13 protein-coding genes and 1 pseudogene are annotated in these 12,064 nt (G+C 75.8%); 8 read left to right on the top strand and 6 right to left on the bottom strand.

Annotated features, from left to right (window positions below):
• Positions 1–13: 13 nt before the first annotated feature.
• The 3 genes and pseudogenes from lnt to ACGF5C_RS31830 all read left to right on the top strand — a co-directional run.
• Positions 14–1,708, top strand: a pseudogene (gene lnt, locus ACGF5C_RS31840) (apolipoprotein N-acyltransferase); the annotation flags it as partial.
• A gap of 8 nt (positions 1,709–1,716) precedes the next feature.
• A complete protein-coding gene (locus ACGF5C_RS31835; RefSeq protein WP_393307668.1) occupies positions 1,717–2,526 on the top strand; it encodes a polyprenol monophosphomannose synthase in 810 nt (269 codons plus the stop codon).
• Positions 2,527–2,596: 70 nt separating this feature from the next.
• A complete protein-coding gene (locus ACGF5C_RS31830) occupies positions 2,597–3,121 on the top strand; it encodes an FxsA family protein (RefSeq protein WP_393307666.1) in 525 nt (174 codons plus the stop codon).
• Between the two features lie 161 nt (positions 3,122–3,282).
• On the opposite strand, the gene ACGF5C_RS31825 is transcribed toward ACGF5C_RS31830, so the two are convergent.
• Complete coding sequence (locus ACGF5C_RS31825) at positions 3,283–3,624, bottom strand: RNA polymerase-binding protein RbpA (RefSeq protein ID WP_046564157.1); 342 nt, start codon at positions 3,622–3,624, stop codon at positions 3,283–3,285.
• A gap of 221 nt (positions 3,625–3,845) precedes the next feature.
• On the opposite strand from ACGF5C_RS31825, the gene ACGF5C_RS31820 reads away from it, so the two are divergent.
• Positions 3,846–5,327: a peptide MFS transporter gene (locus ACGF5C_RS31820; protein WP_393307664.1), complete on the top strand. Its 1,482-nt coding sequence runs from the start codon at positions 3,846–3,848 to the stop codon at positions 5,325–5,327.
• 113 nt (positions 5,328–5,440) lie between these two features.
• Here the strand turns inward: ACGF5C_RS31820 and ACGF5C_RS31815 are convergent, their stop codons facing one another.
• Together ACGF5C_RS31815 and ACGF5C_RS31810 are read right to left on the bottom strand one after the other, a co-directional pair.
• On the bottom strand, positions 5,441–6,031 hold the full coding sequence (locus ACGF5C_RS31815) for a pyridoxamine 5'-phosphate oxidase family protein (RefSeq protein WP_393307662.1): 591 nt from the start codon (positions 6,029–6,031) through the stop codon (positions 5,441–5,443).
• A 216-nt stretch (positions 6,032–6,247) separates the two neighbouring features.
• Positions 6,248–7,384 carry a hypothetical protein gene (locus ACGF5C_RS31810; protein ID WP_393307660.1) on the bottom strand — a complete coding sequence of 379 codons (1,137 nt, stop codon included), beginning with the start codon at positions 7,382–7,384 and terminating at the stop codon, positions 6,248–6,250.
• Positions 7,385–7,489: 105 nt separating this feature from the next.
• On the opposite strand from ACGF5C_RS31810, the gene ACGF5C_RS31805 reads away from it, so the two are divergent.
• The gene (locus ACGF5C_RS31805; protein ID WP_393307658.1) at positions 7,490–7,999 is read left to right on the top strand and encodes an NUDIX domain-containing protein; all 510 of its coding nucleotides are present in this window, start codon (positions 7,490–7,492) and stop codon (positions 7,997–7,999) included.
• A 69-nt stretch (positions 8,000–8,068) separates the two neighbouring features.
• On the opposite strand, the gene ACGF5C_RS31800 is transcribed toward ACGF5C_RS31805, so the two are convergent.
• Together ACGF5C_RS31800 and ACGF5C_RS31795 are read right to left on the bottom strand one after the other, a co-directional pair.
• Entirely contained in the window at positions 8,069–8,719 is a 651-nt protein-coding gene (locus ACGF5C_RS31800; RefSeq protein ID WP_393307656.1) for a LysE family translocator, read from the bottom strand.
• A 38-nt stretch (positions 8,720–8,757) separates the two neighbouring features.
• The gene (locus ACGF5C_RS31795; RefSeq protein ID WP_393307654.1) at positions 8,758–9,747 is read right to left on the bottom strand and encodes an NAD(P)/FAD-dependent oxidoreductase; all 990 of its coding nucleotides are present in this window, start codon (positions 9,745–9,747) and stop codon (positions 8,758–8,760) included.
• A 219-nt stretch (positions 9,748–9,966) separates the two neighbouring features.
• Between ACGF5C_RS31795 and ACGF5C_RS31790 the strand changes: the two genes are divergently transcribed.
• A complete protein-coding gene (locus ACGF5C_RS31790) occupies positions 9,967–10,497 on the top strand; it encodes a GNAT family N-acetyltransferase (protein ID WP_393307652.1) in 531 nt (176 codons plus the stop codon).
• A gap of 94 nt (positions 10,498–10,591) precedes the next feature.
• Positions 10,592–11,071: a DUF1992 domain-containing protein gene (locus ACGF5C_RS31785; RefSeq protein WP_393307650.1), complete on the top strand. Its 480-nt coding sequence runs from the start codon at positions 10,592–10,594 to the stop codon at positions 11,069–11,071.
• Between the two features lie 6 nt (positions 11,072–11,077).
• Here the strand turns inward: ACGF5C_RS31785 and ACGF5C_RS31780 are convergent, their stop codons facing one another.
• A complete protein-coding gene (locus ACGF5C_RS31780; RefSeq protein ID WP_393307648.1) occupies positions 11,078–11,653 on the bottom strand; it encodes a maleylpyruvate isomerase N-terminal domain-containing protein in 576 nt (191 codons plus the stop codon).
• A 46-nt stretch (positions 11,654–11,699) separates the two neighbouring features.
• On the opposite strand from ACGF5C_RS31780, the gene ACGF5C_RS31775 reads away from it, so the two are divergent.
• Positions 11,700–12,064: RNA-guided endonuclease InsQ/TnpB family protein (locus ACGF5C_RS31775; protein WP_393307646.1), on the top strand; the 365-nt coding region annotated here is incomplete at its 3' end.

Raw genomic sequence — 12,064 nt, 5'->3', positions numbered from 1 at the left:
CTTCACCCGTCCGGTGACCACCGGCGACGCCGGTGCCGCGCCGGCCGCCGGGTAGCCTTCCGCTCTGTGATCGAGGTGAGGTGCCCGTGACGACCGTGGACAGCAGCCAGCCGCGCGCCGACGCCCCGCGCGTGCCGGACGTGACGCCGCGGGCGCTGCCGCTGCGGGTGGCCGCGCCGATGGCGGTGGCCGCCGGGCTGGCGCTGCTGGCGGCGTTCCCCCCGTACGGGGTGTGGCCGCTCGCGCCGGTCGGCGTGGCGTTGCTGGCCGCGGCGACGCACCGCCGCCGTGTCCGGGCCGGCGCCGGGCTGGGCTTCCTGACCGGGGTGGCGTTGTTCGCGCCGCTGCTGAGCTGGACGAACCTGCACACCGGTTACCTGCCGTGGACGCTGCTGTCGCTGTTGCAGGCCGCCTACCTGGCGCTGCTGGGCGCGGCGAGCGCGTACGCCTCCCCACTGGCCGACCGCCTCCGGTGGGCCTGGCCGGCGCTGACCGGCGTGCTGTGGGTGGGGCAGGAGGCGCTGCGCGACCGCACCCCGTTCGGCGGGTTCCCGTGGGGGCGGCTGGCGTTCAGCCAGGACGACTCGCCGCTGCTGCGGCTGGCCGCGCTGGGCGGCGCGCCGCTGGTGACGTTCGCGGTGGCGCTGACCGGGGGGCTGCTCGTCGCGGCGCTGTGGCGGCCGTGGGACGGACGGCGGCGGTGGGCGCCGATCGCCGGGCTGACCGCCGGCGCGGTCGCGGTGCCCGTCGCCGGGCTGCTGGTGCCGGTGGCCGCCGCCGGTGGCGGCGACACCGTCACCGTGGCGATCGTGCAGGGCAACGTGCCCCGGCTGGGGCTGGACTTCAACGCCCAACGCAAGGCGGTGCTCGGCAACCACGTCAACGCCACCGTCGAACTGGCCGAGCAGGTCGCCGCCGGCGCCCAGCGCCGCCCCGACCTGGTGGTGTGGCCGGAGAACGCCAGCGACATCGACCCGCTGCGCGACGCCGACGCCGGCGCCCTGATCTCCCGGGCCGCCGACGCGATCGGCGCGCCGATCCTGGTCGGCGCGGTGCTGCGCGGCCCCGGCGACGGCGAGGTCCGCAACGCCGGCATCCTCTGGCGGCCCGGCAGCGGCCCCGACCTGGAGCAGGTCTACACCAAGCGGCACCCGGTGCCGTTCGCCGAGTACGTGCCGATGCGCGACCTTGCCCGGATGGTCAGCAAGCAGGTGGACCGGGTGCGGGCCGACTTCGTGCCCGGCACCGAGCCGGGTGTGCTGCACGCCGGCGCGGCCGTGCTCGGCGACGTGATCTGCTTCGAGGTCGCCTACGACGAGGTGGTCCGCGACACCGTCACCGGCGGGGCGCAGCTGCTGGTGGTGCAGACCAACAACGCCACCTTCGACGTGGCGGAGGCGCGGCAGCAGCTGGCCATGGTGCGGCTGCGGGCCGTCGAGCACGGCCGGCCGGCGTTGATGGCCTCCACGGTCGGAGTGTCCGGGTTCGTTGCCCCAGACGGGCGGGTAAGCGACGCCACCGGGTTCAACACCCGCGCGGTCGTGGTGCGGCAGCTGCGCCTGGACGACGGGCGCACCCTGGCCACCCGGGTCGGCCTGTGGCCGGAGGCGGCGCTGGCCACCCTGGCGGTGGCGGCCCTGGTCGGCGCGGCCGTGCTGCGCCGCCGGCGCCGCGCCGGATGACACCAGCCGGCAATCCGGCGGAGGGGAAGCGACGGTGGGCGAGACGACCGACACCCGAGGGCCACGCGCCGGCCACCCCGGGCTGGGTCGGGTGCTCGTGGTGATCCCGACCTACGACGAGGCCGACAACGTGGCGCCCATCGTGGCGCGCGTGCGCCGCGCCGCCCCGGCCGTGGAGATCCTCGTCGCCGACGACAACAGCCCCGACGGCACCGGCGTGGTCGCCGACGCCCTGGCCGCCGCCGACCCGCACGTGCACGTGCTGCACCGCGAGGGCAAGCAGGGTCTCGGCGCGGCGTACCTGGCGGGGTTCGCGTGGGCCCGCGAGCGTGGTTTCGACGCTGTGGTGGAGATGGACGCCGACGGCTCGCACGCCCCCGAGGACCTGCCCACGCTGCTGGCGGCCGCCCGCGACGCCGACGTGGTGATCGGCTCCCGGTGGACCACCGGCGCGCGGGTGGTGAACTGGCCGCTGCGGCGGCTGCTGCTGTCGCGCTGCGGCAACCTGTACGCGCGGCTGGCGCTGGGCATGCCGGTGTCCGACGCCACCGGCGGCTACCGGGTGTACCGGCTGTCCGCCCTGGACGAGATCGACCTGGGGTCGGTGTGTTCGCAGGGCTACTCGTTCCAGGTGGAGCTGTCGCGGCTGGCGCACCGGGCCGGGGCGCGCATCGTCGAGGTGCCGATCACGTTCGCCGAGCGGGAACGCGGCAGCAGCAAGATGAGCCCGCTGATCGTGGCGGAGGCGCTGTGGCGGATCACCGCGTGGGGTCTGCAGGACCGGCGGCTGGCGGTGCGGCGGGGCCTGCACGGCACCCCCGACGGCCAGGTGCGGTGGCCCTGAGCGTCGGCGTGTCATGCTGGACGGGGTGCCTGCGCGGACCGACCGCGCCGCGGATGGCGGATGAGGTGAGATGCGCCGAGGACTGAGGTACGTGCCGCTGGGCCTGTTGCTGGCGGTGCTGCTGGAGCTGGCGGTTTTCGTCGTGGTGGGCCGGGCGATCGGGTTCGGCTCGGCGCTGCTGGCGGTGTTCGCGGTGTCGCTGCTCGGGCTGGTGCTGCTGCGCCGGGAGGGGATGCGCGCCTGGCGTGGCTTCCGGGCCGCCGCGGAGGCCGGCCAGCCGCCGGGACGGCAGGTCACCGACGGTCTCGTCGGGCTGGTCGGCGCGCTGCTGCTGGCGATCCCCGGCCTGGTCAGTGGCCTGGTGGGGCTGTTGCTGCTGGTGCCGCCGGTGCGTCGGCTGGCCCGCGGCGGGGTGCAGCGTGCCGCGGAGCGCCGGGTGTCGTCGATGGTCGCCGGTGACCTGTTCGGGCCCCGCCGGGTGCGGGTGCGCCGGGGCGCCCCGCAGCCCGCGCCGCGCCCGACGGCCGAGCCGCCGACCGTGGTCGACGGGGGCCGGGCCATCGAGGGTGAGATCGTCGAGCCCGGCCGGAACTGATCCGGGCACCGGACTTATCCCGGACACGACGGCCGCAACGGGCCCCCGAGGACGCCCCGGCCCGCAACGGGCCGGGGCGGACACGACGGCCGCAACGGGCTCAGACACGACGGCGCCCCGGGAGCGTGGCTCCCGGGGCGCCGTGTCGTGTGCGGTACGGATCAGGCGCGGCCGCGGCGGGTGCGAACCTCCTGCAACCGCTCGGCGAGGATGTCCTCCAGCTCGGCGATGGAGCGCCGCTCCAGCAGCATGTCCCAGTGGGTACGCGGCGGCTTGGCCTTCTTCTGCTCCGGCTCGCTGCCGTCGACCAGCCGGGCGACGCTGCCGTCGAACTTGCACTCCCAGGTCGTGGGGACCTCGGCGTCGACGGCGAACGGCACCTCGAACTGGTGACCCTTGGCGCAGAGGTACTCGCGGGTCTGACGCGGCGCGAGCTCCGTGTTGCGGTCGGATTCGTAGCTCACCGCGCCCAGACGGCTTCCGCGCAGCATACGCTCGCCCATGATCGACTTCCCCTCGTTGGTGGTGCTGGTCTTCTCTGTGTAACGGTCCGTTCCCGCCGGGCCATTCCCGCCCCGGGCGCTGCCGCGCCGCCGGGCGAGCCTGAACCAGGGTAGCCGGCCATGCCAGCCGCCCGGCGGGGTCGTCCCCGGCCGGGTCGGTTGGGTGGAGTGTTTCCGTTGCCAACGGGGATGTTAACCGCCCGAGTGGAGCGGAGGTTGCGATGGTGGGTGACGCGCCGGTGCAGTCCCGCCCGCCCTCCGGGCGGACGTTCTTCGGGCACCCGCGGGCGCTGCCCACCCTCTTCCTCACCGAGATGTGGGAACGGTTCAGCTTCTACGGCATGCGGGCGATCCTGGTGCTGTACCTGACCGCGTCCGTGGCCGACGACGGGCGGGCGATGGGCGAGGCCAGCGCCAGTGCCGTCTACGGCACCTACAACGCGATGGTCTACCTGATGGCGCTGCCGGGCGGCTGGGTCGCCGACCGGCTCATCGGCGCCCGCCGCAGCGTCCTGTGGGGCGGGGTGGTCATCGCCGCCGGGCACTACGTGATGGCGATCCCCACGCGGTGGAGCGTCTTCGCGGGCATGGCGCTGATCGTCGTCGGTACGGGCCTGCTCAAGCCCAACATCTCGACGATGGTCGGCGACCTCTACGACCGGGACTCCCCGCGCCGCGACGCCGGCTTCTCGATCTTCTACATGGGCATCAACATCGGCGGGTTCGCCGCCCCCCTGGTCACCGGCTTCCTCGGCGAGAAGGTCAACTGGCATCTGGGCTTCGGGGCCGCCGCGGTCGGCATGACCTTCGGCGTGCTGCAGTACGTGCTGGGCCGGCGCAACCTCGGCGACGCGGGCGCGCGTCCCGCCGACCCGCTGCTGGGCGCCGACCGCCGCCGCGCGCTGACCCGCGTCGGTGCGGTCACCGCCCTGGTCGTGCTCGCGGTCGTCGTCCTCGCCGTGGCCGGGGCGTTCACCGTCGACACCGTCGTCAACCTGCTCGCCGCCGCCACCGTGCTGATCACCATCGGGTACTTCGTGCGGATCATGGTGGACCGGGAGCTGAGCGCCACCGAACGCAGCCGGATGAAGGCGTACGTGTGGCTGTTCGTCTTCGCCGCCGCGTTCTGGCTGATCTACGACCAGGCCGGGTCGGTGCTGAACATCTTCGCCGCCGACAACACCGACCGCGACGTCGCTGGGTTCACCTTCCCCGCGTCGTGGCTCCAGTCGGTCAACCCGATCCTGATCATCATCGGGGCGCCGCTGTTCGCGCTGCTCTGGCTGCGGCTGGGCCACCGGATCTCCACCCCGGTGAAGTTCGCCGTGGGCCTGGTGCTCAACGGCCTGTCGTTCGTGCTGATGGCCGCCGCCGCCCAGGCCGCCGTCGGCGGCGACCTGGTCTCGCCGTGGTGGCTCGTGGCCGTGTACGCCATCCAGGTCGCCGGCGAGCTGTCGCTGAGCCCCGTCGGCCTGTCCGCCACCACCAAGCTGGCGCCGGTCAAGTACGCCAGCCAGATGATGGGGCTGTGGTTCCTCGCCACCGCCGTCGGCGACGCGATCGGCGGGCAGGTGGCGCGGCTCGCCGACACCTGGCCCGAGCCGACGTACTTCCTCACCTTCGGCCTGGCCTCGGCGGCCCTCGGGCTCGGCGCGGTGATGTTCGCCCGGCACATCCGGGGCCTGATGGCCGGCATCCACTGACCCGGGCGGCGGGCCGGGCCCGTGCCGCCGCCGGCAGGCCGGCCGGGGCCGCCGGACGGCCGGGCCGCACGCAGGGGCCCGGCGCGGCCGAAACCGGGCGTGCGGCGGCCGGGTCAGGCGGCCGGGGTCGGGGGCAGCGGCAGCGGCAGGCCGGGCAGCCCGTCGATGCTGCGGGCGATGTGCTCCTTGCCGGCGAAGTAGTCGCTCAGGGAGGCGTCGTCCTCCCGGGCGAACCGCTTGCCGTGCAGGTCCCGGTCGGCGTCGTAGGTCATGAACGGCACCGCGTAGCCGCAGGTGTCGCGGATCAGCTCGGCGCGCACCACGATGATCGCCCGCAGGCCGTGCACACTGGTGTCGACGTCCGGGAAGTGGCCCGTCAGTTCGACCCAGCGGGGGTCGTCGCGGAACACCGGCTCACCGCGCCCGTGCACCCGGACGATGTTCGGTGGCCCCTGGAACGCGCACCACATCAGCGTGATCCGGCCGTTCTCCCGCAGGTGCGCGATCGTCTCGGCGTTGCTGCCGGCGAAGTCCAGGTACGCCACGGTGTGCGCGTCGAGCACCGCCCAGGAGCCGCGCAGGCCCTTGGGGGACAGGTTGATGGTGCCGTCGCCGGCCAGCGGCGCGGTGGCGGTGAAGAACAGCGGCTGCTCCTCGATGAACGTGCGCAGCCGGCCCTCGATGCGTTCGTGTGTCTTTCCCACCCGGCCATCATCGTCCCGCCGCGACTGTCGCCGTTGCCCCGCCGTCGGTGGCGTCCCACACCCCGGACACCGTCGTACCCGCCCGGACACCGTCGTACCCGCCCGGACGACGGGCGCGCCTACACCCGGGCAGGGCGTGCCGGCCGGCCGGCCCCGCCGGAGTCGGGCCGGCCCAGATCGTCGGCCGGTCCGGCCAACCCGGACCGTCGGGTCGGTTCAGGTGGCCGGCGGGCCCGCGTTGCGGGGGCCGAGGTGGGCCAGGGCGGCGGCGAGGTGGCTCACCTGCTCGGCGAGCTGGGCCGCGCGCCGGTGCGCCTCGTCGCGGTCGGTCTCGGCGGCGCGCAGCCGTACCGCCAGCTCGTCGAGCCGGCCCTGCGCGGCGGTGGCGGCGTCCCGCGCGGCGGCCAGCTCCGCGCCCAGCGTGTCGTGGCGGCCGGCGAGCGCGACCAGTTCCGCGCGGGCGCGGTCGGCCTCCGCCCCGGCGTGCGCGCGGGCCGCCTCGGCCTCCTGCCGGGCCCGCGCCGCCTCGGCGGCCGCCGTCCGGGCCGCCTCGGTCTCGGCCCGCGCCTGGTCGGCCTGCTCGCGCGCCCGGTCGGCCCGGTCCCGGGCGGCGTCGGCGTCGGCGTGCAGGCGCTGCGCCCGGTCGAGCGCCTCGGTGGCGGCGCGGGCCGCCCGGTCGGCATCGCCGCGGGCGGCGTCCCGCTCGCCCGTCAGGTCGGCGGCCCGGCGGCGCTCGGTGTCCAGGTCGGCGCGTAGGGCACGCAGCTCGTGGCGGGCCGCGTCGCGGTCGCGTTCGGCCTGCGTCCGCAGCGCCTCCGCGGCGCTGGCCTGCCGGCGGGCCTCGTCGCGGGCCGCCTCGGCCCGGTCGGCGCGCTCGGCCGCCGTCGTGGCCTGCTCGGCGGCGCTTCGGGTTTGCTCGCGGGCGGCGTCCCGCTCGGCGGCGGCCGTCCGGGCCTCCTCGCGGGCCCGGACGGCCGCCGCGGCGGCGTCCTCGGCGTCGCGGCGGGCCTCGTCCCGCTCGGTCTGCGCCGCCGCCACCTGGGTCGCCGCGTCGGCGCGGGCCTGCGCCAGCTGGCGTTCCACGCCGACCGGGGACAGCTCGGCGTGCAGCGCCTCGGCGAGGGTCTCCGCGACCTGCTCCAGCCGGTCCACGGCCTCCCAGGTGCGGGCCACCTGGCCGGGCAGGCCGGGGGCGTTGCGGTGCCGCATCCGGCTGTTGCGTGAGGCCCGCTGGCAGGCGCCGTCGTTGTCGCGGCAGTAGCGGAACGGTCGGCCGGCGCCGACGCGCTGCGGCACCTCCCGACCACAGTGGGCGCAGGGGCGGGTGTCGGCGGCGGCGGGCTGGGCGTCCATCGAGGGCGGAGTCTACTGCGCCGCCCGGCCCCCGCCAGCGCAGCGGCCGAGCCCCGCGAGGGATGGTCCGCCGGCACCGCGCTGACGCCGACTAGCGTGTCCGGTGTGGCAGTCTCCCCGTACATTGCGAAGCTGCGCGCCCACGTCGGCACGGACCTGCTCCTGCTGCCCGGCGTCAGCGCGGTCGTCCGCGACGACGCCGGTCGGGTGCTGCTGGCCCGCCGCGCCGACAACGGCCGCTGGTCCCTGCCCGCCGGCCTCATCGACCCCGGCGAGCAGCCCGCCGACACCCTCCTGCGGGAGGTGTACGAGGAGACCGGCGTGCACGTACGCATCGACCGGGTCGGCGGCGTCGCCACACACCCGGTCGTCTACCCCAACGGCGACGTCTGCGAGTACCTGAACGTGTGGTTCCGGTGCCACGCGGTGGGCGGCGAACCGCGGGTCAACGACGACGAGTCCCTCGAGGTGGGCTGGTTCGACCCGGCCGACCTGCCCGAGCTCGACGACTGGGCGCGGCTGCGCATCGACACCACCCTGCGCGAGGACGCCCCCACCTGGCACGCCCCGCCCGGCGAGCGGCACCCGGCGCTCGACCAGCCCGACGCGCTCTGAACGGGCCGTCAGCGCCCCGGCTGCCTGCCCACCGCGTCGGCGGTGGGCCCGGCACGTCGGGGTGTGGCGTCAGGGCATGGCGACGGCGGCGCGGGACCGGTCGGCGGCGATCCGCACCGCCAGCCCCGCCAGGACCGTGCCCGTCAGCAGCCGCTGCACCCTCAGCCAGAGCGGCCGGCGGGCGAAGAACCCGGCGAGCGCGCCGGCGGTGAGCACGATCAGCGCGTTCACCGTGAGCGCTACCGCGATCTGGGTCAGCCCCAGCACCAGGCTCTGCGCCGCGACGTGGCCCCGGGCCGGGTCGATGAACTGCGGCAGCAGCGACACGTACAGGATCGCGATCTTCGGGTTGAGCAGGTTGGTGACCAGGCCCATCGTGAACAGCCGCCGAGCCGGGTCGGGCGGCAGCGGCGCCGGCGTGAACGGCGACTGCCCGCCGGGGCGCAGCGCCTGCCAGGCCAGCCACAGCAGGTACGCCGCCCCGGCCAGCTTGACCGCCGTGTAGAGGGCGGGCACCAGCACGAACACCGTGGCGATGCCGGCGACCGCGGCGACCAGGTAGACGCCGAAGCCGGCGGCGACGCCGAGCAGCGAGACCAGCCCGGCCCGTCGACCCTGGGTCACCGACCGGGAGACCAGGTAGACCATGTTCGGGCCGGGGGTCAGCACCAGCCCCAGCGCCACCAGCGCGATACCCACGAGCGCACCCGTACCGACCATGTCGACCCCCGCCCCGTCCCACCCGGCTGCCGCCGACCCTACGCCCGGACGTCCGCCGGCCGGCGTCCGGCATCGGTCGCCCGGCGGGCCGCGACGGCCGCGCGGGTCTCCTCGGCGACCAGGTCGGCGTTGATCGCCGCGCCGGCTGCCGAACCGGCGGACACGGAGGTGACCACCTGGGCGCGCGGGTCCGTGACGTTGCCCGCCACCCACACGCCGGGGACCGCGGTCGCCCCCGTCGGGTCGGACGGGACGACGCTGCCGATCACCTGGCCGCCCATCTCCTGCTCCACCGCCGCGAGGCCGAGCGACGTCAGCACGTCGGCGCGGGCATGGAAGCGGGGAGCCACCACCACCGCCCCGCACGGCAGCACCTCGCCGCCGGCCAGCCGCACGCCGGTGAGCGCGTCACCGGCGACCTCGAGCGCGGCGACGGGACCGTCGACCATCCGCACGCCGCGGGCCGCGAGCTGCTCGTCCTCCTCGGCGGTGAACGCGCACCCGCCGTGCCGCACGACCGTCACGTCAGCGCTCCAGTGCCGCCACAGCAGCGCCTGGTGCGCGGCCAGCGGGCCGGTGGCCAGCACCACCAGCGGCTCGTCGCGCGCCTCCCACCCGTGGCAGTACGGGCAGTGCAGCACGTCGCGGCCCCACCGTTCGGCCAGCCCTGGCACGTCGGGCAGCTCGTCGACCAGGCCGGCGGTCACCAGCAGCCGCCGGGCGTCGACCGTGCGGCCGTCGGCGAGGGCCACGCGGAACCCGCCGCCGTCGCGCGGCGCCGCCGAGCGGACGGCGCCGTGGACGAACTCCCCGCCGTAGCCGGCCACCTCGGCCCGGCCGGCCGCCAGCAGCTCGCCCGGTGGCGTGCCCTCGCGGGCCAGGTAGTTGTGCACGTGCCCGGCCGGCGCGTTGCGCGGCTCGCCCGCGTCTACGACCAGCACCGAGCGGCGGGCCCGGGTCAGGGCCAGCGCCCCGCTCAGCCCGGCCGCGCCGCCGCCCACGACCACCACGTCGTACGTCTCACGCACGGAACTCTCCCTCCGTCGTCGGCGGATCCCACGCCCGCCGCCGACCCGACTGTCCGCCGGGAGCGACGAAGTTGGCAAACATCGTTGCCAAAAGGGCAAACTCGGGGGTGCGGCCGGGCCGAGCCCGCCGCCCGACGGCAGCGGCGCGACCGGGCCGGCAGCGCGCGGGGTGCCCGACCGCGCCCCCACGGCGGCGACCGCAGCGGGGAGACTGGGCCGATGTTGCGCGCACCGGCCACCCCGACCCTGCCGGAACTGTCGTTGCGTCCCTGGCGCGACGACGACGCCGACGCCCTGGTGGCGGCGTACCGGGATCCGGTGCTGCTCCGCTGGACCCGGGCGCCGGTCACCACGACCACCGAGGCGCGTCGCTTCGTGGCCGCGGCCCGACGCGACTGGGACGACGGGTGCCGGTTCAGCTTCGCCGTGGTCGAGCCGCACCCCGCCGGCGAGACCCTGGTCGCCCAGGTGGTGCTCAAGAACGTCGCCGCGGGACGCGGCGACGCCGAGGTCGGCTACTGGACAGCCGCGCCCGCCCGGGGCCGGGGCATCGCCCCGCACGCCCTGGACGCGGTCACCGGCTGGGCGTTCGCCCGGTTCGCCGGCCTGCGGCGGCTGGACCTGATGCACCAGATCGACAACCCGACATCCTGCCGAGTCGCCGAGAAGGCCGGCTACCGCTTCCAGGAGGTGCTGGCGGCCCGCCCGCCGTTTCCCCGTGACGGCCACCGGCACGCCCGCTGGGCCTGACCGCCGGGAATGGCCGGCACCGCCACCACGCTGTCCCTTCAGGCGGCCCCGACAGCGGGGGCCGCGTTACCGTGGGCCGGGGAGGTGTCGGCGGGTGGACAGCTGGGAAGCGACGGTCGAGGCGCGGATCCGCGCGGCCCAGGAGCAGGGCGAGTTCGACAACCTGCCCGGCGCGGGCAAGCCGATCCCCGGCCGTGGCGAGCCGTACGACGAGTCGTGGTGGATCAAGAGCTTCCTGGAACGGGAGAAGCTCCCGACGGACCTGCTGCTGCCGACCCCGCTGCAACTGCGCCGCCGCGTCGAGCAGGTGCCCGACGAGGTGCGCGACCTGCCCACCGAGGAGTCGGTGCGCGCCGTCGTCGCCGACCTGAACGCCCAGATCATCTCCTGGCTGCGCATGCCCACCGGCCCGCGGGTCACCGTGCGGCCGGTCAACGCCGACGACGTCGTACGCCGCTGGCAAGCCGAGCGGCACCCCGCCGCCGCGCCGGCACCGGAGCCCGCGCCACCCGCCCCGCCGCGCGGCAGACCCCGTCGGGCCTGGCGCCTGCCCTGGCGCCGCCGGGCGGCGTAGCCCGCGTCACGCCACCGCGGCCCGCCACGACCACGAGGTGCGCCGCGGCCGCCCGGGCAGCTCACCGCGGCCGGTCAGCCACCACAGCACCTGCGGCGCCGGCCCGGCGGGGGCGTCCGGGAAGAGCCGACGCACGACGCCGGCGCTGAGCCGCTCCGGCGCCTGCCACGGCACGCCGAGACCACGGGCGATGTCGTCGGTGTGCAGCAGCGTCTCCGCCACCCCCATCGCGGCGAAGCCCGCCGGGTCGCACGGGCCGAAGTGCCAGGCGCGCGTCTGCGGCGCGGCGGCGTCGACCGCCACCCGCAGCAGCCCACCGCAGGCGGCGACGACCCGCAGCACCTCGGCCGGCCCGGCGGCGGGGGAGACGACCAGGTCGAACGGCAGGTATGCCGCATCGGGTCGCCCGGTGACCTGACCGGCGTACGCCAGCAGGTCGTGCGCCACGTGCGCGGCGGTGGTCCAGCAACTCCACTCCAACCCGCCGGCGGGCACGCTCCAGTCCCGTCCGGTGTGCGGGCCGAGGACGGCGGTCATCTCGGCCACCGCGCGGTCCACGTCGGCGCCGGTCAGTTCAATCATCAGGCTCCTTCCGTGGATACCCGGCCTTTAGGGCTATGTTGTGGACGTGTCTTCACGGGTGAAGCGGGCGTACAAGTTCCGTTTCTACCCGACTCCACGGCAGGCGGAGTTGTTGGGTCGGACGTTCGGGTGCGTGCGTAAGGTCTACAACTTGGCGTTGCAGGCTCGGACCGAGGCGTGGTGCCAGCGGCGGGAGCGGGTCAACTACCACGCGACCAGCGCGATGCTGACCGCGTGGAAGAAGACCGAGGACCTGGCGTTCCTCAACGAGGTGTCCTCCGTTCCGCTGCAACAGACGCTGCGGCATCTGCAGGGTGCGTTCGTGGCGTTCTGGGACAAGCGCGCCGGCTACCCGCGTTTCAAGTCCAAGCGCAGGTCGCGGGCTTCGGCCGAGTTCACTCCCAGCGCGTT

This window comes from Micromonospora sp. NPDC047620 (assembly GCF_043205005.1).
In the GTDB taxonomy this organism is placed as follows: Bacteria; Actinomycetota; Actinomycetes; order Mycobacteriales; family Micromonosporaceae; genus Micromonospora.
This window is presented reverse-complemented; position numbering and strand designations above follow the sequence as displayed.

Excerpts from the sequence above, each read along its gene's own strand:
- ACGF5C_RS31830 (WP_393307666.1), top strand. The coding sequence starts at position 2,597 with ATGCGCCGAGGACTGAGGTACGTGCCGCTGGGCCTGTTGCTGGCGGTG.
- ACGF5C_RS31825 (WP_046564157.1), bottom strand. The coding sequence starts at position 3,624 with ATGGGCGAGCGTATGCTGCGCGGAAGCCGTCTGGGCGCGGTGAGCTAC.
- ACGF5C_RS31820 (WP_393307664.1), top strand. The coding sequence starts at position 3,846 with ATGGTGGGTGACGCGCCGGTGCAGTCCCGCCCGCCCTCCGGGCGGACG.
- ACGF5C_RS31810 (WP_393307660.1), bottom strand. The coding sequence starts at position 7,384 with ATGGACGCCCAGCCCGCCGCCGCCGACACCCGCCCCTGCGCCCACTGT.
- ACGF5C_RS31800 (WP_393307656.1), bottom strand. The coding sequence starts at position 8,719 with ATGGTCGGTACGGGTGCGCTCGTGGGTATCGCGCTGGTGGCGCTGGGG.
- ACGF5C_RS31790 (WP_393307652.1), top strand. The coding sequence starts at position 9,967 with ATGTTGCGCGCACCGGCCACCCCGACCCTGCCGGAACTGTCGTTGCGT.
- ACGF5C_RS31780 (WP_393307648.1), bottom strand. The coding sequence starts at position 11,653 with ATGATTGAACTGACCGGCGCCGACGTGGACCGCGCGGTGGCCGAGATG.